The 20,830-nt window shown below is 59.7% G+C and carries 21 protein-coding genes and 1 tRNA gene; 6 read left to right on the forward strand and 16 right to left on the reverse strand.

Annotated features, from left to right (window positions below):
* Position 1: 1 nt before the first annotated feature.
* The 4 genes from OKC27_RS10670 to rsgA are packed head-to-tail and all read right to left on the reverse strand — an operon-like array spanning position 2 to position 2,459.
* A complete protein-coding gene (locus OKC27_RS10670) occupies positions 2 to 265 on the reverse strand; it encodes a DUF2960 domain-containing protein (RefSeq protein WP_058053573.1) in 264 nt (87 codons plus the stop codon).
* Positions 255 to 527, reverse strand: coding sequence for a VF530 family protein (locus OKC27_RS10675; RefSeq protein WP_270806235.1), 273 nt, complete (start codon positions 525 to 527; stop codon positions 255 to 257). Before OKC27_RS10675 ends, OKC27_RS10670 begins: the two co-directional genes overlap by 11 nt.
* Positions 524 to 1,396: an archaetidylserine decarboxylase gene (gene asd, locus OKC27_RS10680; RefSeq protein WP_058053575.1), complete on the reverse strand. Its 873-nt coding sequence runs from the start codon at positions 1,394 to 1,396 to the stop codon at positions 524 to 526. The genes OKC27_RS10675 and asd overlap by 4 nt, the downstream gene beginning before the upstream one ends.
* A 28-nt stretch (positions 1,397 to 1,424) precedes the next feature.
* On the reverse strand, positions 1,425 to 2,459 hold the full coding sequence (gene rsgA / locus OKC27_RS10685) for a small ribosomal subunit biogenesis GTPase RsgA (RefSeq protein ID WP_162851507.1): 1,035 nt from the start codon (positions 2,457 to 2,459) through the stop codon (positions 1,425 to 1,427).
* 91 nt (positions 2,460 to 2,550) lie between these two features.
* Here rsgA and orn point away from each other — a divergent pair, with 91 nt between their 5' ends.
* Positions 2,551 to 3,096: an oligoribonuclease gene (orn, locus tag OKC27_RS10690; protein ID WP_042656672.1), complete on the forward strand. Its 546-nt coding sequence runs from the start codon at positions 2,551 to 2,553 to the stop codon at positions 3,094 to 3,096.
* Between the two features lie 178 nt (positions 3,097 to 3,274).
* Positions 3,275 to 3,350, forward strand: a tRNA-Gly gene (locus tag OKC27_RS10695).
* Between the two features lie 242 nt (positions 3,351 to 3,592).
* On the opposite strand, the gene OKC27_RS10700 is transcribed toward OKC27_RS10695, so the two are convergent.
* The 3 genes from OKC27_RS10700 to OKC27_RS10710 form a co-directional block, all read right to left on the reverse strand.
* Positions 3,593 to 3,802, reverse strand: a complete 210-nt coding sequence (locus tag OKC27_RS10700) for a cold-shock protein (RefSeq protein WP_042010507.1) — start codon at positions 3,800 to 3,802, stop codon at positions 3,593 to 3,595.
* 273 nt (positions 3,803 to 4,075) lie between these two features.
* The gene (locus OKC27_RS10705; RefSeq protein WP_270806236.1) at positions 4,076 to 4,744 is read right to left on the reverse strand and encodes a LysM-like peptidoglycan-binding domain-containing protein; all 669 of its coding nucleotides are present in this window, start codon (positions 4,742 to 4,744) and stop codon (positions 4,076 to 4,078) included.
* Between the two features lie 99 nt (positions 4,745 to 4,843).
* Entirely contained in the window at positions 4,844 to 6,946 is a 2,103-nt protein-coding gene (locus OKC27_RS10710) for a methyl-accepting chemotaxis protein (protein WP_270806237.1), read from the reverse strand.
* 274 nt (positions 6,947 to 7,220) lie between these two features.
* Between OKC27_RS10710 and gltX the strand changes: the two genes are divergently transcribed.
* The gene (gltX, locus tag OKC27_RS10715; RefSeq protein WP_182938924.1) at positions 7,221 to 8,636 is read left to right on the forward strand and encodes a glutamate--tRNA ligase; all 1,416 of its coding nucleotides are present in this window, start codon (positions 7,221 to 7,223) and stop codon (positions 8,634 to 8,636) included.
* A 159-nt stretch (positions 8,637 to 8,795) separates the two neighbouring features.
* Here the strand turns inward: gltX and OKC27_RS10720 are convergent, their stop codons facing one another.
* The 4 genes from OKC27_RS10720 to ettA form a co-directional block, all read right to left on the reverse strand.
* Positions 8,796 to 9,758, reverse strand: a complete 963-nt coding sequence (locus OKC27_RS10720) for an IS1595 family transposase (RefSeq protein ID WP_182938925.1) — start codon at positions 9,756 to 9,758, stop codon at positions 8,796 to 8,798.
* Between the two features lie 91 nt (positions 9,759 to 9,849).
* On the reverse strand, positions 9,850 to 11,193 hold the full coding sequence (locus OKC27_RS10725) for an NCS2 family permease (RefSeq protein WP_042059992.1): 1,344 nt from the start codon (positions 11,191 to 11,193) through the stop codon (positions 9,850 to 9,852).
* A gap of 263 nt (positions 11,194 to 11,456) precedes the next feature.
* A complete protein-coding gene (locus tag OKC27_RS10730) occupies positions 11,457 to 11,786 on the reverse strand; it encodes a hypothetical protein (protein ID WP_042656677.1) in 330 nt (109 codons plus the stop codon).
* Positions 11,787 to 11,879: 93 nt separating this feature from the next.
* Positions 11,880 to 13,547 carry an energy-dependent translational throttle protein EttA gene (gene ettA, locus OKC27_RS10735; protein WP_182938926.1) on the reverse strand — a complete coding sequence of 556 codons (1,668 nt, stop codon included), beginning with the start codon at positions 13,545 to 13,547 and terminating at the stop codon, positions 11,880 to 11,882.
* 242 nt (positions 13,548 to 13,789) lie between these two features.
* Between ettA and OKC27_RS10740 the strand changes: the two genes are divergently transcribed.
* Together OKC27_RS10740 and OKC27_RS10745 are read left to right on the forward strand one after the other, a co-directional pair.
* A complete protein-coding gene (locus OKC27_RS10740) occupies positions 13,790 to 14,365 on the forward strand; it encodes a Crp/Fnr family transcriptional regulator (RefSeq protein WP_182938927.1) in 576 nt (191 codons plus the stop codon).
* A gap of 57 nt (positions 14,366 to 14,422) precedes the next feature.
* Positions 14,423 to 14,929, forward strand: a complete 507-nt coding sequence (locus OKC27_RS10745) for a YgjV family protein (RefSeq protein ID WP_182938928.1) — start codon at positions 14,423 to 14,425, stop codon at positions 14,927 to 14,929.
* A 107-nt stretch (positions 14,930 to 15,036) separates the two neighbouring features.
* Here the strand turns inward: OKC27_RS10745 and mtnN are convergent, their stop codons facing one another.
* The 5 genes from mtnN to OKC27_RS10770 all read right to left on the reverse strand — a co-directional run bounded on the left by mtnN (position 15,037) and on the right by OKC27_RS10770 (position 19,910).
* On the reverse strand, positions 15,037 to 15,867 hold the full coding sequence (gene mtnN, locus OKC27_RS10750) for a 5'-methylthioadenosine/S-adenosylhomocysteine nucleosidase (protein WP_182938929.1): 831 nt from the start codon (positions 15,865 to 15,867) through the stop codon (positions 15,037 to 15,039).
* A 120-nt stretch (positions 15,868 to 15,987) separates the two neighbouring features.
* A complete protein-coding gene (locus tag OKC27_RS10755) occupies positions 15,988 to 16,845 on the reverse strand; it encodes a lytic transglycosylase domain-containing protein (protein ID WP_182938930.1) in 858 nt (285 codons plus the stop codon).
* 76 nt (positions 16,846 to 16,921) lie between these two features.
* Complete coding sequence (locus OKC27_RS10760; RefSeq protein ID WP_270806238.1) at positions 16,922 to 17,188, reverse strand: hypothetical protein; 267 nt, start codon at positions 17,186 to 17,188, stop codon at positions 16,922 to 16,924.
* A 332-nt stretch (positions 17,189 to 17,520) separates the two neighbouring features.
* Positions 17,521 to 18,534: an NAD-dependent epimerase gene (locus OKC27_RS10765; protein ID WP_270806239.1), complete on the reverse strand. Its 1,014-nt coding sequence runs from the start codon at positions 18,532 to 18,534 to the stop codon at positions 17,521 to 17,523.
* Entirely contained in the window at positions 18,531 to 19,910 is a 1,380-nt protein-coding gene (locus OKC27_RS10770; RefSeq protein WP_270806240.1) for a UDP-glucose dehydrogenase family protein, read from the reverse strand. The genes OKC27_RS10765 and OKC27_RS10770 overlap by 4 nt, the downstream gene beginning before the upstream one ends.
* 243 nt (positions 19,911 to 20,153) lie before the next feature.
* Between OKC27_RS10770 and OKC27_RS10775 the strand changes: the two genes are divergently transcribed.
* On the forward strand, positions 20,154 to 20,765 hold the full coding sequence (locus OKC27_RS10775) for a YitT family protein (protein ID WP_005349421.1): 612 nt from the start codon (positions 20,154 to 20,156) through the stop codon (positions 20,763 to 20,765).
* Positions 20,766 to 20,830 lie beyond the last annotated feature (65 nt).

Consider the following 20,830-nt stretch of genomic DNA (forward strand, 5'->3'; position numbering starts at 1 on the left):
ATTACTCCTGCTTGTCTTCGAGATGATCCCGTTCAATGACGATGTTGGAGAATCCCAACTCTTTGAAGTAGTTCTCTTGGTAATCCTTTACGCTTTTCTTGTCACGGCGACAAACCTGAGCCAGCTGGGCCTCCATGGCGTGGAAACTGGCGAGATCCAGCCCTTCGGCAGCGGCGATGGCGTCGTAGATGCTGCGGAACTTGTCGTTCGCGTAGCCGATCTCTTTGGCCTGTTTTTTATAGGTATAGGTAATCTTAAAGGCCATCTTGCCCTTCCTTCTTCGATTTGGCTTGCTTGCGCTGGATGTAGAGGTAGAGGCTTTCGACCTTCTCCCGAGCCCAGGGGGTCTTGCGCAAGAACTTCAGGCTGGACTTGATGCTGGGATTATCGGTGAAGCAGCGGATATTGATCTGCTGCCCCAGCTCTTCCCAGCCATAGTGCTCGACCAGCGCGGTGACGATCGCTTCCAGGGTCAGCCCGTGCAGCGGGTTGTTTTTCTGCGCCGGGGTCGGCAGTTCAGCGCTCATGCCTGCTCCGCCAGTTTGGCAAAGGGTTGACCCATGCGGGTGGTGACCCCGTTGGCCAAGTGAGGCTCGAAACCGGCCAGCATGCCTGGGCCAAACAGGCAGACCACGGTGCTGCCCAGCTTGAACAGGCCCATCTCGGCGCCTTTTTGCAGGGTAATGGCCTCGTCGCCGGTGTAGTCCCAGCGCACCACCTTCTTCTCTTTGGTTGGTGCAATATTGCCTGCCCAGATGGTTTCGATGCTGGCGACGATAGTCGCGCCGACCAGCACCAGCGCCATCGGGCCGTGCGGGGTGCGGAAGGTGGCCACCACCCGCTCGTTGCGGGCAAACAGGTTGGGCACGTTCTCGGCGGTGAGCGGGTTGACGGAGAAGAGATCCCCCGGCACGAACACCATGCTCTCCAGCACGCCGTCCAGCGGCATATGGATGCGGTGGTAATCCTTGGGCGCCAGATAGATGGTGGCAAAGTCGCCATCCTTGAACGGCGCAACCAGATCCTCATAGCCACCCAGCAGCTCGCGGGCGCTGTAGTCGTGGCCCTTGGCCTGAATGATGCGGCCCTGCTGGATGGGGCCGAGCTGGCTGACGGTGCCATCTACCGGCAGTGCCAGAGTCATGGCATCGTCAACCACCGGGCGGATGCCGGGCTTGAGCTCACGGGTGAAGAAGGCGTTGAAGCTCTTGTAGTGGGCCGGACTCTCATGCAGCGCCTCGCTCATGTCGACCTGATACTGCTTGATAAAGGCTTCGATCACTTTGGTCGTGAGGTTGCCCGCTTCGGCCGCGGCAAACTTGCCGATCAGACGGGAGAGGGCGTGCTTGGGCAGACAGTATTGACCGGCAATTTTCAGGTTGTCAGTAATGCTCATGTTCATCATCAACGTAGGTTTATTAGGGTCACAGGCGCGCCTGTTGGCGACCGTGACGGGCTTCCTGCATGGTTTCCAGGATGCGGTGATAGTTGTGGAAGCGATCGGCGCTGATGGCGCCACTGTCGACTGCCGCCCGCAGGGCACAGCCGGGATCGTCCTTGTGGGTGCAGTCGCGGAACTTGCAGCCACCCAGATAGTCGCGGAACTCGATAAAGCACCAGGTGATGCGATCGGCTTCCAGATGCCAGAGGGCGAACTCGCGGATCCCGGGGGAGTCGATCAGATCGCCGCCGCTCGGGAAGTGGTAGAGTCGCGCCGTGGTGGTGGTGTGCGTACCGAGTCCCGAGTTTTCGGAGATCTCGCCGGTGAGCACATCCAGCCCCGGCATCAGGGCGTTGGTCAGGGACGATTTGCCGACCCCTGACTGGCCGACGAAGATGCTGATCTTGCCTTCAAACTGGGCCTTGAGCTCATCGAGCCCTTCGCCGCTCTCGCAGCTCACCAGGATCACCTGATAGCCAAGCTTGCGATAGGGTTCGAGCTGGCGCTCGATGCGCTTGCGCGCCGCGTCATCCAGCATATCGACCTTGTTCAGCACGATGAGCGGCTGGATCTCCACATCCTCGGCGGCCACCAGATAGCGGTCGACGATGTTGGTGGAGAACTCGGGCATCACCGCCGAGACGATGATGATCTGGTCGATATTGGCGGCGATGGGTTTGACCCCGTCGTAGAAGTCCGGCCGGGTCAGTACCGAGTGGCGCGGATGCACCGCCTCGATGACGCCCGCTGTCGCGGCATTGAGGCCGGGACGCCACACCACCTTGTCGCCGCACACCAGACTGCTGATGCTGCTGCGACGCAGGTTGCTGCGGTGGATGGTGCCATCGACCGCTTCCACGTCTGCGTGCTGACCAAAACGGCTGATCACCACCCCTTCGATGGCTGGGCCAAACAGGGTGTCATCCACCACAGTGGAGTGATCTTTTTGCAGCCGCCGTTCGCGGTTGGCCTGGACGCGCCTTTGTTGACCCAGATTGAGTTTTGCTTTCTTTGCCACTCGATTCGCCAGTTTATGAACAGATCCAAAGCCAGTATGATACATGCAAATTGGCAAAATTCCGCCATTCCTCCCAATAGAGAGAGCAATCATGACAGTCAGCGCGCAGAACCTGGTATGGATCGACATGGAGATGACGGGTCTGGACCCCGAACAGAACGTGGTACTGGAGATCGCCACCATCGTCACCGACAAGGATCTGAACGTACTGGCCGAAGGGCCGGTCATCGCCATTCATCAGAGTGATGAAGAGCTTGCCAAGATGGACGACTGGAACGTCAACACCCACACCAAGAGTGGTCTGGTGGCCCGGGTCAAGGCGAGCCAGCACGACGAGGCGAAAGCCATTGCCGAGACCCTCGACTTTATCCGCCAGTGGGTGCCGGAGCGCACCAGCCCGCTGTGTGGCAACAGCATCGGTCAGGATCGCCGCTTCATGGTCAAGCACATGGCCGAACTGGAAGCCTTCTTCCACTATCGCAACGTGGACGTCAGCACCATCAAGGAGCTGGTCCGTCGCTGGCAGCCGGAATTGCTGGATCAGTTCACCAAGAGCGGCACCCATCAGGCACTGGATGACATCCGCGAATCGATCGCCGAACTGCGCTTCTATCGCAGCCACGTCTTCAAGATCTGAGTCATTGGCAAGGAGTTGCCCCGGTTTGGTTGCTAAAATCGACAGTTCGGCCAGCTTTTGAGCGAACGCGCGCAACCAGACAAAAAAGCCCTTGCAATTGGAATGTCTGCTCTTATAATTCGGCTCCCGTACAGTAGCGCAAGCAACCAAATGCTGTACGGCCTGTTTTAAGGTAGTTGCGGGAATAGCTCAGTTGGTAGAGCACGACCTTGCCAAGGTCGGGGTCGCGAGTTCGAGTCTCGTTTCCCGCTCCAAATCTCTCTCCTCGAAGTACACCAATTCATATTCGAAATTGCCCATCACATCGCGCTGCGATGCTTTGTCGTATCTGGCGTTTACTCCGCGCGTCTCTGCCTTCTTCTGTCAACAGGAAGGGCATGCGAGGGGCTTACTCTGTGGGCTGAACGAGACAAGCGGTGGTGACCGGAGAGGGTAAATTTCGGGCAAAAAAAGAGGAGGGGCCTTGGCTCCTCCTGCATGATTCACTGGCGCGAGCTTAGACCAGAGTAACGTTCTCAGCCTGGGGGCCTTTTTGGCCCTGGGTCACAGTGAACTGGACTTTTTGACCTTCAGCCAGGGTTTTGAAACCGGTGCTCTGGATGGAGGAGAAGTGAACGAAAACGTCCGGACCCTGAGATTGCTCAATAAAGCCAAAACCCTTGGTTTCGTTGAACCATTTTACCTGGCCGGTGCGAATGTCAGACATGTGCTAAATCCTATCAATAACAAAATGAAACTAAGCCCGTGCTGGGCTGCATTTGCCTTGCAAGCAGGGGTTGGCTCATGACTGACCACGTCTATTTGTCCCAGTAGCACGTAGAACAATCCCTGTCTAAAGCACAAACGATTGTACGTTAGCGCCGATCCTTGTCAATTTGACCCCTTTCGTTTTTTGAACAAGCTAAAAATATTGTGAAGTCAGTAGCTTATTTGAAGAGATTTGACCGAAAAAAACGGGAGGCCAGCGCCTCCCGTGTTGTTATTCCTTGAGGGCGAACCCTTCACCCTGCCGGTCGTAGCGGTAGACCGCCTGACCGTAGGAGCGGATCTCCACCCGCTGGATGCGGCGGGTGTCATCCACCAGAATAAAGACCGAGCGGCCCGATTGCAGGCGGGTCAGCGGGCGATCCGGCCCCTCGATGGCGATCAGGCGGCTCAGCTCGGCACCCGGCAACTCGAATTTGCGCCAGATGGAGTAGAGGGTCTCACCAGCCTGCACATCGTGTTGCAGCCAGGTGCCGTTGACCTTCTCTTCGACCGGTTTGGTTGCCGCAGGCGCACTGCCTGCCGCGCCGTTACCGACGGTGAGGGCCTGAGCAGGCACGGCCAGCGGCACTTCCAGCGAGCCGGAAGGGGCGGCTTTGGGTGCTGACGGTGCCGGCTCCCAGGCCAGCACCAGCAGCCAGAGCGGGACCAGGATCAGCAGACCTATGGTGTTTTTGCGGGGCAGCGGGCTGGACAGCTTGAATTTGCCTGCTTTGGCATCCTGGCGGCGTTGGTCAAGGTTGCTCATCCCTTGGCCAAAACGTTGGCGCAGGGACAGGGTCGCGGCATTGATGCGATGGAGCAGGGATCCTTGTGATTCGTCTTGGCGACGCTGCTGGGCTCGTCTGTTATGGCCTCGTGGGCGACGGTCCGGGGTGGGCACGGCATTTACCTCTCACTACATTGCCTGCCATCAGGCAAATTCGTTGCCTATGGTAAACGGACTCGCCCCCGAGGGGGAGAGTCCGCGAGAGGAAAATTATCAGCTGAGACGAAATTGACCCAATAATTGCTGTAATTTGTCGGCCGCCTGACGCAATGCCTGACTGGCTTTGGCCGTTTCGGTCGCATCCTGAGCAATGTCGTTGGCCAGTGCGTTGGTTTTTGACAGGTTGCCGGAGACGGTTTCGGAAACCGAGCTCTGCTCCTCGGCGGCGGAGGCGATCTGATAGGTCATGTCGTTGATGGTCGAGATGGCCTTGTAGATGCTGCCGAGCGCCTCTTCCGCCAGATCCGCTTCGCTCACCGCCTGATGGGTCAGTTGCTGGCTCTGGGTGATGGCGTTGACCGCATTGCTGGAACTCTGGCGGATCTTCTCGATCAACTCCTGGGTGTTCTGCACCGCTTGCTGGGTATTACCCGCCAGTTTGCGCACCTCGTCGGCGACCACCGCAAAACCACGTCCCTGTTCGCCAGCCCGTGCTGCCTCGATGGCGGCGTTGAGGGCGAGCAGGTTGGTCTGATCGGCAATCCCCTGAATGACGGTAAGGATGCTGGTGATCTGGGCGCTGTCGTGAGCCAGCCCTTCGACCACTTCGGCCCCTTTCCCGGCTTCTGCCGCCACCTTGTGCATCGACTGGATCACCTGCTGGAAGCGCTCCTTGCCCTGATCCGCCGCGCTTTGCGCCTGTTTGGCCGAGTCAGCGGTGTTGTTGGCGTGGGTGGCGACCTCCTGACTGACGTAGGACATCTCCTGTACCGCGGTCAGCATCTGCTCCATCTCCGCCTGATGATGTTGCAGGTTGGTGTCGGTCTGACCGGCGATGCGATCGGTGTCGCAGGCGTGGCGGTTCACCTCGCTGGCCGTTTTCAGCACATCCCCGAGCAGCCCTTGCAACTTGTCGATAAAGCGGTTGATCCCCTTGGCGAGATCCCCCAGCTCATCGACGGAGCGGGTCGCGAGGCGCTTGGTGAGATCCCCTTCGCCATCGGCGATGTCATCCACCAGGCTGACCATCTGACGGATGGGGCCGGTGATGCTGCGGGCAATCACCAGCATGGTGGCCAGCGCCAGTACCAGCACGATAAAGGCGCCGACCAGCTGTTGGGTCACGGCGGCCCGGTTCATCTCGTTGAGCTGGCTCTCCAGCTGATCGGCCCCTGCCAGCACCACCTTGTAGGGCAGGGTGACGATGATGGCCCAGTTGCGGCTCATCCCCGGCACCATGATGGGGACTGAAATACGGAATGATTCGTCCAGCTCCTGACGCTGTACTTCCGGTTTCAGGTACTGCTGCCACTGATTGCCGAGCAATTTGTCGGCGCGGCTGCCAAGCAGGCTGGCATCACCGCTGGTGCCGGTAATGACGCCAGCGGCGCTGACGATCAGGGTTTCCCCCTGGCCGTCATAAATGTTGCTGTTGAGGCTCTTGGCCTGACGGCTGATGGAGTCCACCGCCAGGTCCAGCGCAGCGATCCCCTTGAACTGACCGCCCACCAGAATGGGGGTAGTGATAGTGCTCACCAGCACCTGCTGGCCGTTGATGTCCACCTTGAAGGGGTCGATCAGGCAAGAGCGACCTTCCCGTTTCGGGCAGGCGTAGTAGTCGTTGGCGGGATTGCCGAATTCGTCCGGGTTGGTTTTTTCGATGGAGAGCAGCAGATCGGTGCCAATTTGCTCCTTGTCGCGATAGAAGTAGGGCACGAAGCGCCCCTTGTCGTCACTGCCCAGCGCCGTCTGGCCAGCGAAGGCGGCATCCTGACCGTCGAAACCGTTGGGCTCGAAGCCGGCGAAGGCGCCATAGAGCTGTGGTTCCAGGTTGAGCTGTGCCTTGAGCAGGTCGGTCACCTGCTGGCGATCCAGCGGCAGTTTGCCCTGTTGTTGCAGGGCGAGGGCGCTCGCCATCTGCTGGGTATAGGAGAGCCCCTTTTGCAACAGTTGGGTGATGGTGGCCGCTTCGGCGCGGGCGTTGGCGCTGACCTTCTGCCATGCCTCCTGCTGCAGCGCTTCACGGCTGGAGCTGATGGTCAGTTGTTGGGTTTGTTGGCCGGAGTATTGGTTGAGCAGGATCAGGATGACCAGGGCTGCGGTCATGGCGATCCCGGCCATCACTAGAATGCGATTCTGGATAGAACGGAACTGCATCGTCTCTTCCTTGTGCGTGAGAAGTGTGGTGAGCGTTATCTGAGTATCGACCGGAGGAGGCAGCTCTCCAGCATTGTGCATAGCAAATCGGAAACGGGGCTTCTGTTTTGCGATCCTCTTCAAATATCGGGCTACAGATGAAAATGGTGACAGATTTAATCCCCTACTTTAGCCCGCAATGGCGTCATGGTTTTCCCATCCGTGATGGTCGGTGCTAAAATGCGACGGTTTTTTCTAACGAATTGGCCCAAGGCCCTCTACACAAGGCTTAAAGATGAAAGTCAAAACCCGTTTTGCTCCCAGCCCGACCGGCTTTTTGCATGTCGGCGGTGCCCGTACCGCACTCTATTCCTGGTTGTTTGCAAAGAACCAGGGCGGTGAGTTCGTGCTGCGTATTGAGGATACCGACCTGGAACGTTCCACTCAGGAGGCGATCGACGCCATCATTGAGGGCATGGAATGGCTGGAGCTGAACTGGGATGAGGGCCCCTACTACCAGACCAAGCGCTTCGATCGCTACAACGGCATCATCGACGAGATGCTGGCCGATGGCCGCGCCTACAAGTGCTACTGCTCCAAGGAGCGTCTGGAAGCGCTACGCGAAGGCCAGATGGCCAACGGCGAGAAGCCCCGTTATGACGGCAAATGCCGCGATCACGCCCACGATCACCCGGCCGATGCGCCGCACGTCATCCGCTTCCGCAACCCGACCGAAGGTTCCGTGGTGTTCGATGACCACGTTCGTGGCCGCATCGAGTTTGCCAACACCGAGCTGGACGATCTGATCATTCGCCGTACCGACGGCGCGCCGACCTACAACTTCTGCGTAGTGGTCGATGACTGGGATATGGAGATCACCCACGTGGTGCGTGGTGAAGACCACATCAACAACACCCCGCGCCAGATCAACATCTACAAGGCGCTGAACGCGCCGGTACCGGAGTTTGCCCACGTCTCCATGATCCTGGGTGACGACGGCGCCAAGCTCTCCAAGCGCCACGGTGCGGTTTCCGTGATGCAGTACCGCGACGACGGCTACCTGCCGGAAGCGCTGCTGAACTATCTGGTACGTCTGGGCTGGTCCCACGGCGATCAGGAGATCTTCACCCTCGACGAGATGATCAAGCTGTTCAGCCTGGATGCCATCTCCAAGTCTGCTTCTGCTTTCAACACCGACAAGCTGCTGTGGCTGAACAACCACTACATGCGCAGCCTAGATCCGGTCTATGTGGCCAAGCATCTGGCCTGGCACATGGAAAACCAGCAGATCGATACCAGCAATGGCCCGGCCTTGCCTGCGGTAGTCACCCTGCTGGCCGAGCGCTGCAACACCCTGGTCGAGATGGCTGCCCAGAGCCGCTATCTGTTCGAAGATTTTGAGGCGATCGACGAAGCGGCTGCCAAGAAGCACCTGCGTGGCGTCGCAGCCGAGCCGCTGACTCTGGCCAAGGCCAAGCTGGCTGCACTGGATAGCTGGACCACTGAAGCGCTGCACGAGCTGATTGAAGCCACTGCCGCCGAGCTGGGTCAGGGCATGGGCAAGGTCGGCATGCCGCTGCGCGTTGCCGTGACCGGTCTGGGTCAGTCCCCGGGTATCGACGCCGTGATGGCGCTGGTCGGCAAAGAGCGGGTACTGGCTCGTATCGACCGCGCACTGGCTTACATCGAAGCCCGCATGGCTGCCGAGTAAGTTCTGCCAAGGTGGCAGGCGAGGGAATAACCCAACTCTGCCACATGCTGAATAGAAAAAATCCGAAACCACTGGTTTCGGATTTTTTTATGGCCAGCGCACAGGCCGAGAATATTTTGGGATAAAAAAATGCCAGTCAGCTGACTGGTATTTTTATGGCTATGTCCCAATTACGTGCTGCATGGGGTGCCCCAGCGCCTCATGCAAACACGCTTTGATATTTACGCCCCTCCCGTAACGCTCCAGCATCCTGCGCCAACCCAAATAATTCATCAGGTAGTGCGTCGCCACACCATGGAACCGCTCCATCCACTCTTTCAACCGATGGTGATACCCGTTCACGTGCTGGATGTGATACGCACCGACCACCCGTTCGCCCTGGCGATTGCGCACTACCTGATGGGTGACGCCCTGCGCTTGGCTAAAACTGGCATACACACCCGCACCATCGCTACACAGCACCGCATCCGGTGACACCAGCGGCGTCAAGACCGCGATGACCGCCTCGGCATTTATCTTCTCCAGCTGAAAATCCGCATGGTGGCCTGCCCTGTCTTGCACCACCATCACAGGGATGTAATCCGACCTGGTTCCACGAGTTCGACCTTTACCACCGCGATGACGTGCCGGACGCGGCAGCCCCCGTTGCCCCTTGAACGATTCAAGGAAGAAGGTCTCGTCTACCTCAACGATGCCCTCTTCCTGTGTGGCTTGATGGCCTGCCATGGCACGCAAGAAGCGGTGACGCCAGAGGAAGGCGGTGTTTTTGCTGACCCCACAGCGCCGCGCTGCCTGGCGGACGGTCAGCCCTTCGATGAGGGCTTGCGCGTAGTCTTCCCAGCACTGTGCTTTACGCAACCGGGCCAGAGGCGTCTTGGTGAGGATGGAGCTGGTGCGCAGACATTGTTTGCAACGGTAGCGGCGCAGTCCCCGACTCCATCCCCAAGGCGCCAGCTGGGTAACATCGGCCTGACAATGTGGGCAGCCACTGCATGCCGGTAACTGAGTATTGAGTGAGGTAATGGTGTGGGGTGCAGTGAGTTCCTGCTGAGCAACACGGCGCTGGCGCAGGGTTAACTGGGGAAAGAGGGACAACAGGTGTTGAAAGGCTGGGGTATCCATGATGGTAGACCTCAAGGTGATGGCCTACGTCAAGATTAGCCTTTCAACACGTAATTGGGACATAGCCATTTTTATTGGGGCAGAGTGCCCCTTAGTGGCTGTCGACCCAGACGAACTTGAGCACAAACAGCAGGGCGACCACCAGCACGCAGGGGTTGATCTCGCGCCAGCGGCCGGTGCCTGCTTTCATCACGCAGTAGGAGATAAAGCCGACGGCGATCCCCTCGGTGATGGAGAAGCTGAACGGCATCATCACCGCGGTCATGAAGGCCGGTACCGCTTCGGTCAGATCTTCCCACTTGACCCGGGTCAGCTCGGAGCACATCAGTACGCCCACATAGATAAGAGCGCCAGCAGCGGCATAGGCTGGCACCATGGCGGCAACCGGGGAGAAGAAGATGGCCAGCAGGAACAGGATGCCCGCGATGATGGCGGTCAGACCGGTGCGGCCGCCGACGGCGACGCCGGAGCTGCTCTCGATAAAGGCGGTGACCGAGGAGGTGCCCATGAAAGCGCCGCCGACGGAGCTGACGCTATCGACCATCAGCGCTTGCTTCATGCGCGGGAAGTGGCCGCGATCATCGGCCAGCTTGGCGCGGTTGGTGACGCCAATCAGGGTGCCGGAGGAGTCGAACAGGTTGACCAGCATAAAAGAGAAGATGATCCCGGCAAGACTGATGTCGAGCGAACCCATCAGATCCAGCTGACCGAATACCGGTTCGATGCTGGGGGGCATGGAGACAAAGCCCTTGAAGGTGACATCGCCAAACAGCCAGCCAAGGGTGGTGGTGACCACGATGGCGATCAGCACGGCAGAGTGAACGCCACGAGCAGAGAAGATGCAGATCAGGAAGAAACCGAGCAGACCCAGCAGGCAGGGCAGGGAGGTGAGGTTGCCCACGGTCACCATGGTCGCGGGGCTCGCGACCACGATACCGGCGTTGTGCAGACCGAGCAGGGCGATCAGCAGACCGATACCGGCGGTGATGCCGACCCGCAGGGTGAGCGGGATGTTACCGATCAGCCAATAGCGCACCCGCAGCAGGGTGAGGATCAGCAGGCCCATGGCGCCCCAGAAGATGGTGCCCATACCCACTTGCCAGGAGTAGCCCATGCCTGCGACCACTACGAAGGCGAAGAAGGCGTTGAGGCCCATGGCGGGAGCCAGGGCGATGGGCAGGTTGGCCAACAGGCCCATCAGGATGCTGCCGATACCGGCGATCAGGCAGGTGGTGACGAACACGGCCTGGGTGTCCATGCCAGCCGCAGAGAGGATCTGCGGGTTGACGAACACGATGTAGACCATGGTCAGGAAGGTGGTGATGCCGGCGATCACTTCGGTGCGGGCGGTAGTGCCATGGCCTTGCAGGGCAAACAGGCGCTCAAGCAATCCTTGCCCGGCGGCCTGATTGGCAGCTTGGTGTTGTTGATTCATGTTGGATTCCAATAGGTGACGTGAAATAAGCAGCAGGGGAACGGGCTATCCCATCCATGCGGGGTAAATTGCCCTGTTTCTGGCGGTTAAGTAACCAGACTCGTCCTGATACCGTGACAGCGCGCACATTTTTACACAGGCGGCGCCGTTTACAAACCCTGGATCTGCGAAGCAGATCAATGAATAGAGTAAAAATTCAAACGTTTGCTTTTTGAGCATAAAAAAAGGTTCTCAGCAGAGAACATTTTATCGGAAAAGGGGGCTTAAAGTGTCTTGAAGTAGCGCTCGACCAGTTGGGCCAGCACGGAGTCGAGCCGGTCTTGAACCTCACCCAGCTCGCGGCCGAAGCGGCGCAGAAAGAGACTGGCCTGCTCTTCGGTCAGCTTGCGCCCCTCGATAAAGAACTCTTGCTCCGGCAGCTGTTTGTCGTAGCGGGGGATCAGCACCCAGCTCACAAGATCAGGGTAGATAGCGGCGAAGATCTTGGCGGCAGCGGCACAGAAGGTCTCTATGTGCGCCTTGCCATCCGGCCCAAGGCAACCCGGTTCAACCCGGATCTGGATGGTGAGTTTTTTCTCTATGGGGGTCGTCATCGTGCTACATCCATGCAAAGGCATCCGTCTTGGATTGTAAGCTAAAAGGAAATAGAAAGGGGAGCCGAAGCTCCCCTCAACACGCAGTCAGCCTTATTTGGTGATGCGCTTGTACTTGGCGCGATGGGGCTGGATCGCCTCGGCGCCGTAGGTTTTCTTCTTCCACTCTTCGTATTCGGTAAAGTTACCTTCGAAGAACTCGATCTTGCCCTCGTCCTGATAATCCAGGATGTGAGTGGCGATACGGTCGAGGAACCAGCGGTCGTGGGAGATGACCATGGCACAACCCGGGAACTCCAGCAGGGCGTTCTCGAGGGCGCGCAGGGTTTCGATATCCAGATCGTTGGTCGGTTCATCCAGCAGCAGCACGTTGCCGCCGGTCTGCAGCAGCTTGGCCAGGTGCAGACGACCACGTTCACCACCTGAGAGTTCGCCAACCCGCTTCTGCTGGTCGGAACCCTTGAAGTTGAAGCGGCCGATATAGGCGCGGCTCGGGAACTCGTAGTTGCCGATGCGCAGGATATCCTGACCGTCAGCGACTTCCTCGAATACCGTCTTCTTGTCATCCATGCTGTCGCGGAACTGATCGACAGAAGCCAGCACCACGGTGTCACCCAGGGTGATGGCGCCGGAATCCGGCTGCTCCTGGCCCGACATCATACGGAACAGGGTCGACTTACCGGCACCGTTCGGGCCGATGATGCCGACGATGGCCCCTTTCGGAATGGCAAACGACAGATCGTCGATCAGCACCCGATCACCGTAGGATTTGCACAGGTTGGCCACTTCCACCACCTTGTCGCCGAGGCGCGGTCCGGGCGGAATGAACAGCTCGTTGGTCTCGTTGCGCTTCTGGTAGTCGTTGGTGTTGAGCTCTTCGAAGCGAGCCATACGGGCCTTGGACTTGGCCTGACGGCCTTTCGGGTTTTGACGAACCCACTCCAGCTCTTTCTCGATGGACTTGCGACGGGCCGCTTCGGAACTTGCTTCCTGCGCCAGACGGGCATCCTTCTGCTCCAGCCAGGAGGAGTAGTTGCCTTCCCACGGGATACCTTCGCCGCGGTCCAGCTCCAGGATCCAGCCAGCCACGTTGTCGAGGAAGTAGCGGTCGTGGGTGATGGCGACCACAGTGCCTTCGTAGTCGTGCAGGAAGCGCTCCAGCCAGGCCACGGATTCCGCATCCAGGTGGTTGGTCGGTTCGTCCAGCAGCAGCATGTCCGGCTTTTCCAGCAGCAGACGGCACAGTGCCACACGGCGACGCTCACCACCTGAGAGGTGTTTGATCTGGGCATCCCAGGCTGGCAGGCGCAGGGCATCGGCCGCACGCTCCAGCTGGTTTTCCATGTTGTGGCCACCCTGAGCCTGAATGATGGCTTCCAGCTCGCCCTGTTCGCGGGCCAGTTTGTCAAAGTCGGCATCCGGGTCGGCGTAGGCCGCATAGACTTCGTCGAGACGGGCCATGGCGCGCTTCACCTCGCCAACGGCCTCTTCGACCGCTTCGCGTACGGTCTGCTCCGGATCCAGCTTCGGCTCCTGGGGCAGGTAGCCGATCTTGATGCCGGGTTGCGGGCGGGCTTCCCCTTCAATATCGGTATCGATGCCCGCCATGATGCGCAGCAGGGTCGATTTACCGGCGCCGTTCAAACCCAAAACGCCGATCTTGGCGCCCGGGAAGAAGCTCAAGGAGATGTTCTTGAGAATATGACGCTTGGGCGGCACGACCTTGCCGACCCGGTTCATGGTGTAAATAAATTGAGCCATTGGCTAATTCTCTTCCTTTTCAGCAGGTTAATGTCTTGGCACTAACAGACTGATGTCGTGGTGGGGCCAGGTCGACACAGGTCAACCGGGTTCCAAAAAACCCGTCGATTGTAAACCAACGGACAGGGGTGGGCAAAGGTGGCGCCCGGTTGGCGCCCCCCTTTGCCGACGGGGTCACGTCTTGCTGCATCAGCCGTGCAATTTGGGCATGATGTGGGCTGCCGTTTTGTCCCGGAGCCCTCATGATCCCATCCCCTCAAGTTCCCTCACTGGCCGCCTTTCTGTGCATAATGGGGTTGGATACCGCCTTGAGCGAAGCCATCAGCCTGCGCTTGCCACGGCAGACGCTGCGCACCGGGCAGACACTGTTGGCGCAAGGGGCCGAACAGGATGCTGCCTTCTATATCGAAGCGGGCATCGCCCGTGCCTGCCACTACACCCGGGACGGGCAGGAGCGCTGCAAGGAGTTCTACTTCGAGGGGGAGCTCTGCCTGCTCTATGACAGCTGGCTCACGGGGTCGCCCGCCCGCTACCAGCTGGAGGCGCTGACGGAACTGCAGGTGGTGAGGGTGCCGCTCGCCTTGCTGGATGAGCCCGCCTGGCAGCCGGTCTGCATGGCCCTGTTGCGCCAGCAGCTGGGTTACAAGGATCGCAAGGAGGCGTTCTTGCTGCTGCACTCTCCCGAAGAGCGTTATCGGGAGCTTTGCCACACCTTCCCCCACTGGCCAGCGCGGCTCACTCAGGTACAGCTCGCCAACTACATCGGTATCAGCCCGGTCACCCTGTCGCGGATCCGCCGCCGCATTAACACAGGTTAATGCCACCTGCTGGTTGCCACTTCATGCTGCGCCATCCAAATGACGGACGAGGTGTGGATGATGTCGCTGTTTCTGTGGTCGCAACTGGTGGTGAGCCTGGCCTTGTTGCTCGATCTGTTGTCGTTTCAGTTGCGGGATCGCCGCAGGATCCTGGCCTGTCTGGCCCTATCCTGCGCGCTCAATGCCGGTCACTTTGCCCTGCTCGGGCAGTGGTCGGCCGCCAGCCTGTTGCTGCTGGCCAGCGTGCGCTTTCTGGTCAGTATCTGGCTGGTTAACCGCATCTTGATGTGGTTTTTCATGGGGTTGGCCTGTGCGGCGGCGCTGGCGACCTATCAGGGCCTGCTCTCATGGATTGGGCTGCTGGCGAGCCTGTTGCAAACCCGGGCTGCGTTTTGCCCCGACGATCGCCAACTGCGGCGCTGGATGCTGCTCGGCACCCTCTGCTGGCTGGGCAACAACCTGCTGGTGGGCTCACCGGTGGCGGCGTTGATGGAGGGACTGTTTCTGGTCAGCAATCTGGTGGGGTATTACCGTCACTACGGGCGCAAGGTGGCTGTCTACTGATGATTGTTGCTGACTGACTTGAGAGGCAGATGGAGGGGGGCGGTCTGGTTGGGGCTGGAGGGTGACAAGACAGAGAGGCCACCATTGCGGCGGCCTCTCTGACATTATCAAGCCTTGTTAAAGCTGTTGATCAGGGCTTTGGTGTAGTCGATGACGAATTGCTGGCAGTGGATCGCGGTTTGCGGATCGAAATCCTCGCCATGGATGTCGGTGTTGGAGAGCACTCGCACCCCGACAAAGGGCACCTTGTAGGCTTCGGCGACCAGGGCGGCGGAGGCGGTTTCCATCTCTTCGGCCGCCGTGTTGTAAGTCTGGTGCAGCCAGTTAATGCGGGCGACCTGACGGTTCCACTCATCGGCAGTGCCGATGATGCCTGCCACCACGCGACCGTGCTGATAGCGGTCGGCCATGCCAAGGGCGCGGCCAACCAGCTCGGGGTCACCGGCAAACGAAGAGTGTTCCACCAGCTTGCCGTTTTCCCGCAGACGCATGGTCACCTCGAAGTTGTGCCATTTGCGCGGATCAATGCCCTGATCTGCCGGAGTAAAGTCACTGCGATAAGCGCCCATGTTGAAGCTCTTGGTGGCGATCACGATATCACCGCGATGAAGCGCCGGATCATGGCCGCCCGAGGTGCCCTGGTTGATGATGAGACGCGGCTTGAAGCGCTCGATGGCCAGGGTGGTGGCGGCTGCTGCATTGGCCAGACCCACCTCGGTACGGGAGATAACCACCGGATAGCCAGCCAGCGTGCCCTGCCAGAATGTCCATGCGCCGATAGTCAGCACCTGTTTCTCTTGCAGGGCGGCGACCAGGGTATCGACCTCAACGTCCATCGCCCCCTGGATCAGGATGGGGGCGGATGCGGGGTTGGAAGCGTGGGTGAAGGGGGCGCAAAACAGTGCGATCAGACACATCAACCGTTTAAAGAAATTCATGTTTTACCTGTCAGGACTGCGGGAAAGCGCCGGATTCTACTTGCAAGCAAACGATTGCGCAATTTATTAATTGTTTTGTAAATAGAACGGTTTATCTGGATCCCGCTCTGGTGATAGGGATCAGGGTTGTTTGTGTCCTGCGAAGTAGAGCACCCGTTTTACATACTCCTGCGTCTCGTCATAGGGGGGGATCCCGCCATAGCGTTCCACCGCTTTTTCCCCGGCGTTGTAGGCCGCCGAGATCAGCACCCAGTCGCCATCGAAGCGGCGATCCAGCCACTTGAGATAGGTGACGCCGCCCTTGATGTTCTGGGCCGGATCGAATGGACGGGTCACCCCGAACCGCAGTTGGGTCTCGGGGATCAACTGCATCAGCCCCTGGGCATTCTTGGGTGAAACGGCGCGGCTGTTGAGGTTGGATTCGGCGATGGCAATCGCCAGCACCAGCCGGGCATCCACCTTATGGTGTTTGGCGGCGTGGCGCAGCATGGTGACCAGTTTTTGCTTGGCGGGGGGCTGGCGCGCAACCCAGGAGTCGACATTGAAGGGGGTGGAGGGGAGCTGCGCCAGATAGCCCCCCTGACCGCCACGGATCCCGATGCCGCACTGATCCCCCATAGGGGCATTGCCGATACGGGCGTTGTAGTAACGGGCGGCCTGCTGGTTGCCAAGGCGCATCGCCATGGCGAGATAGCTGTTGGCCAGCTTGGCGCTGCGCACCGAGGCGGGGCCGATGGCGAGCAGGCGGCCGATCCGGAAGTACCCTTCGGGGTTGCCGGTGCTGGCCGCGACACAGTAGAGGGCTATCGCCTTTTGCAGATGACCGTTTTGCTGGGCTGCCTGGCCCTGCTTGATCGCCGTCAGCGCCCTGGGGGCTTGTCTGAAATCCCTGCCCTGTGCCATCGCCCACGGCATTCCTGCCAGTAACAACGACAAAAAAAGCAGCAAAAACAGTCCGTTTTCGCTGATGTGCCTCATGGGTTATCTCCTGTTTGAGTACAGAAGATATAGAGGAACATGGCTGCTATCGCCACGAATCCAGTGGATCCTGTTGTTATAGCCCGGAGATTTCAGAGATCAAAACGGTATGGAACCAATGGCGAGCGAGCCGTTTATCGAGGCTTTTCGGTCGCTTAGAAGTCGTGGTGATACTCCTGCTCATCCAGTACGGCGGGAGGAAGCGCGCGAAGAAGCTGCCAATTTCGCTGACAACCCAGAGCGAAAGCAGGGCAAGCAGGCTGAGCAGGGGAAGCAGTGCGTGGCTTTGGGTCAGGGCATAGGCCGCGATGGCGGCGCCGCTCAAAAGCAGGGTTCGGATCATGGGTGGCTCCTTGTCGTCATGGGGGTGTTGCGTGGCCACGGACAGAGCGCCTGGGGTCGGGAGTTGTTCCCGGGTGGCACAGAGCGCGCTGAGTATATCGCGCTGCGCCGCTGCCAATCCGTGGTGTTATCACACTTTTCATCGTTATCTCCGTCCTCTGGGCAGGCTGTTGCCGCTGGCGATTGAACATTCGGTGCCGCCTTTCGACGCCCCTCACTGCATTCGTTCGCCCCACAAGCCCATGCCGCCAGTGAGTTCAGCCATCCTAAAACCCATGGCAAACCAGTGATACCGGATTAACTCATCAATGACCGAGGGGCTGCTTGGCATCGTCAAGGTGCAGGCCGGTAGTAGTCGAGATACCAGCGGACAAACTCGGCGACCCCCTGCTTGAGAGGCGTGGCGGGCCGCAGGCCGGTGAGGGTGTGCAGCGGCTCGCTGTCGGCCCAGGTGGCGTGCATGTCGCCCGACTGCATCGGCAGCATCCGCTTGATGGCGGGTTTGCCGAGAGCCTCTTCCAGCGCCTCGATAAAATCGAGCAGTCGTACCGGCTGGCCGTTGCCGATATTGAGGATGCGGTAGGGGGCTGCGCTTTCGGCCGCGCTCTGCTCGCTGGCATGCCAGTCAGGATTGGGTCGGGGAGACTGATCGGCCACGGCGAGGATCCCCGCGACGATGTCGTCGATAAAGGTGAAGTCGCGGCTGAGATCGCCGTGGTTGTACACGTCAATGGGCTCCCCCGCGAGGATGGCGCGGGTGAACTTGATGATGGCCATGTCGGGGCGACCCCAGGGGCCGTAGACGGTGAAAAAGCGCAACCCTGTGGTGGGCAGACCATAGAGCGCCGAGTAGGCGTGAGCCATCAGCTCGCCGCTCTTCTTGGTGGCGGCGTAGAGGGAGACGGGGTGATCCACTTGCTGCGCGGTGGAGTAGGGCATCTGCTCCCCCATGCCATAGACCGAGCTGGAGGAGGCGTAGATGAGGTGCTGGATACCGTGGTGGCGGCACCCCTCCAGCACCGTCAGCATGCCGGTGAGGTTGCTGTCGGCATAGGCGAACGGATTGTCGATAGAGTAGCGCACCCCCGCCTGCGCCCCCAGATGGACCACCCGCTCGAAACGGTGGCTGGCAAACAGGGTCGCCATCGCCTCGCGATCCGCCAGATCCAGCCGCTCGAAGTGAAAATTGGTGAAACTGGCTAGCTGGGCCAGCCGCGCCTCTTTCAGACTCACCTCGTAGTAGTCGTTGAGGTTGTCGATCCCCACCACCTGATGACCGGCGGTGCATAGCTGGCTGGCCACATGAAAACCGATAAAACCAGCGACGCCGGTGACCAGATAGATCATGGTTGGATCTCCGGGTTGCAGTTGGTGCTGGCTGGCTGCTTTTTGGCGGGAAGATGTGGTCGCCCGATGGCGTGATAGTCAAAGCCGAGCTCGCTGAGCTGGCGCGGGTCATAAAGGTTGCGGCCATCGATGATAACGGGCTGGTTGAGCAGGGCCTTCAGCTGCTGGAAATCGGGGGCGCGAAACGCCTGCCACTCGGTGCAGATCAGCAGAGCATCGGCCCCTTCCAGCGCCGATTCCTGAGTGGGGCAGAGCAGCAGATCCGGCCGCTGGCCGTAGAGCTGGCGGGCGCGTGCCATCGCCTTGGGATCAAAGGCCTGTACCCGGCCACCGGCAGCCCAGATGGCGGCTAGCAGTGTACGGCTCGGCGCATCGCGCATATCGTCGGTGCCGGGTTTGAACGCCAGTCCCCACAGGGCGAAGGTACGGCCGCGCAGATCCGGCCCGAAGCGGTTCAGCAGGGTTTGCGCCATCTTCTGTTGCTGACGCTGGTTGACCTGCTCGACCGCCGCTAAAAGCGGGGTGTCGCAGCCGACACTCGCCGCGGTATGACGCAACGACTTGATATCCTTGGGGAAGCAGGAGCCGCCGTAGCCGCAGCCCGGGTAGATAAAGTGGTAACCGATACGGGGATCGGCCCCCATCCCTTGCCGCACTGCCTCAATATCGGCACCCAGCTGCTCGGCGAGGGCTGCCATCTCGTTCATAAAGGAGATCTTGGTGGCCAGCATGGCGTTGGCGGCGTATTTGGTGAGCTCGGCGCTGCGCAGATCCATCACCACGATCCGGTCGTGATTGCGGTTGAAGGGGGCGTAGAGGGCGCGCAACTGCTCAAGCGCCGTCTCGCTGTCACTGCCGATGATGATGCGGTCCGGCCGCATGCAGTCGTTGACTGCTGCCCCCTCCTTGAGAAACTCGGGGTTGGCTGCCACCTCGCAGGCGAGGGTCAGCCCACGCATGGCCAACTGCTGCTCAATGTGTTCTTTTACTTGCTGCGTCGTGCCGACCGGCACAGTGCTCTTGGTCACCACCAGCTTGGGGCGCTGCATCAATCTGCCTATGGTGTCGGCCACCGCCAGCACATGTTGCAGATCGGCCGAGCCATCCTCGTCAGCTGGTGTACCCACGGCGATCAACAGCAGGTCGGCGTGTGCCACGCCAATGGCGGGATCGACCGTAAAGCTCAGGCGGCCGCTGGCCAGATGGCTCTCGACCAGCGGTGCCAGCCCCGGTTCGTAGAAGGGGATCTGCCCCAGCCTGAGGGCGGCGATCCGCTCATCATCCACATCCACGCAGCAGACCTGATGGCCCACCTCGGCCAGAACGGCGGCCTGTACCAGCCCGACATAGCCTGTGCCAAAAATGGTGACCTTCATGAAAAGTGCCTCGTGCTGTGAATGGGGGGATGGCGCGGTTAAACCGCGGCATGCTGCATCTTGGTGCAGCGAGTGTCAATGCCAGATGACAGGCACCAGAATGGGGCGTTCCGCCTGCCTGTTGTGATCCTTTTCACAAAAAATAGACTGGACCCCATAACGAAGCCCTGTGGACAGGGCTCGCAGCCTGCCCGCAACGGCAGGCGACAGACACTCTCTCTTTACTTCGCTTGGATACAGGTTATGGACAACACCTCGATTCGCACTGCCCATCCTATTTATGAGGATGTGCTGGCCCTGCTGACGGCGGCCGGCTTTGTTTCCCTCGGCATCTTTCTGTTTCATCAGGTTGGCCTGCTTACCGGCGGGACTGCCGGGCTGGCACTGCTGCTGCAAAAGGTGACCGGCATCAGCTTCGGCCTGCTGTTTTTCGGCATCAACCTGCCCTTCTATGCGCTGGCATGGCTGCGGATGGGGCCACGTTTTACCTTCAACACCTTTGTTTCGGTGGCGGCGGTCTCCTACATGACCGATCACCTCAACGGGGTGTTGCAGATCGGCAAGATAGAGCCGCTCTATGCGGCGCTGATCGGCGGAACCCTGATTGGCATGGGGCTGCTCATCATGTTCCGTCACAAGTCGAGTCTGGGGGGCTTCAACATTCTGGCGCTCTTTATTCAGGATCGCTTTGGCATCCGGGCGGGCAAGCTGCAGATGGGGCTCGATTGCGCCATTGTTGTCGCCTCGTTTTTCGTGGTGCAGCCCTGGATCCTGGCGCTCTCCATCGTTGCGGCGGTTATCTGTAATCTGGTGTTGACACTCAACCACAAGCCGGGCCGCTACCAGATTGCCTGACGAGCAGCGGCCGTGACGCGATAATGCAAGCGTGACCCGATAGCACGAGGCGGCCTGATGGCCGC

This window comes from Aeromonas sp. QDB62 (assembly GCF_027705695.1).
Lineage (GTDB): Bacteria > Pseudomonadota > Gammaproteobacteria > Enterobacterales > Aeromonadaceae > Aeromonas > Aeromonas allosaccharophila.

Bases quoted from the DNA above. Each gene is read 5' to 3' on its own strand.
- OKC27_RS10760 (WP_270806238.1), bottom strand. From the start codon at position 17,188: ATGATCCGAACCCTGCTTTTGAGCGGCGCCGCCATCGCGGCCTATGCC.
- asd (WP_058053575.1), bottom strand. From the start codon at position 1,396: ATGAGCATTACTGACAACCTGAAAATTGCCGGTCAATACTGTCTGCCC.
- OKC27_RS10725 (WP_042059992.1), bottom strand. From the start codon at position 11,193: ATGAATCAACAACACCAAGCTGCCAATCAGGCCGCCGGGCAAGGATTG.
- OKC27_RS10730 (WP_042656677.1), bottom strand. From the start codon at position 11,786: ATGACGACCCCCATAGAGAAAAAACTCACCATCCAGATCCGGGTTGAA.
- gltX (WP_182938924.1), top strand. From the start codon at position 7,221: ATGAAAGTCAAAACCCGTTTTGCTCCCAGCCCGACCGGCTTTTTGCAT.
- OKC27_RS10670 (WP_058053573.1), bottom strand. From the start codon at position 265: ATGGCCTTTAAGATTACCTATACCTATAAAAAACAGGCCAAAGAGATC.
- OKC27_RS10770 (WP_270806240.1), bottom strand. From the start codon at position 19,910: ATGAAGGTCACCATTTTTGGCACAGGCTATGTCGGGCTGGTACAGGCC.
- OKC27_RS10710 (WP_270806237.1), bottom strand. From the start codon at position 6,946: ATGCAGTTCCGTTCTATCCAGAATCGCATTCTAGTGATGGCCGGGATC.
- OKC27_RS10720 (WP_182938925.1), bottom strand. From the start codon at position 9,758: ATGGATACCCCAGCCTTTCAACACCTGTTGTCCCTCTTTCCCCAGTTA.
- OKC27_RS10755 (WP_182938930.1), bottom strand. From the start codon at position 16,845: ATGAGGCACATCAGCGAAAACGGACTGTTTTTGCTGCTTTTTTTGTCG.
- orn (WP_042656672.1), top strand. From the start codon at position 2,551: ATGACAGTCAGCGCGCAGAACCTGGTATGGATCGACATGGAGATGACG.
- OKC27_RS10675 (WP_270806235.1), bottom strand. From the start codon at position 527: ATGAGCGCTGAACTGCCGACCCCGGCGCAGAAAAACAACCCGCTGCAC.
- OKC27_RS10745 (WP_182938928.1), top strand. From the start codon at position 14,423: ATGATGTCGCTGTTTCTGTGGTCGCAACTGGTGGTGAGCCTGGCCTTG.
- ettA (WP_182938926.1), bottom strand. From the start codon at position 13,547: ATGGCTCAATTTATTTACACCATGAACCGGGTCGGCAAGGTCGTGCCG.
- OKC27_RS10740 (WP_182938927.1), top strand. From the start codon at position 13,790: ATGATCCCATCCCCTCAAGTTCCCTCACTGGCCGCCTTTCTGTGCATA.
- mtnN (WP_182938929.1), bottom strand. From the start codon at position 15,867: ATGAATTTCTTTAAACGGTTGATGTGTCTGATCGCACTGTTTTGCGCC.
- OKC27_RS10700 (WP_042010507.1), bottom strand. From the start codon at position 3,802: ATGTCTGACATTCGCACCGGCCAGGTAAAATGGTTCAACGAAACCAAG.
- OKC27_RS10765 (WP_270806239.1), bottom strand. From the start codon at position 18,534: ATGATCTATCTGGTCACCGGCGTCGCTGGTTTTATCGGTTTTCATGTG.
- OKC27_RS10775 (WP_005349421.1), top strand. From the start codon at position 20,154: ATGGACAACACCTCGATTCGCACTGCCCATCCTATTTATGAGGATGTG.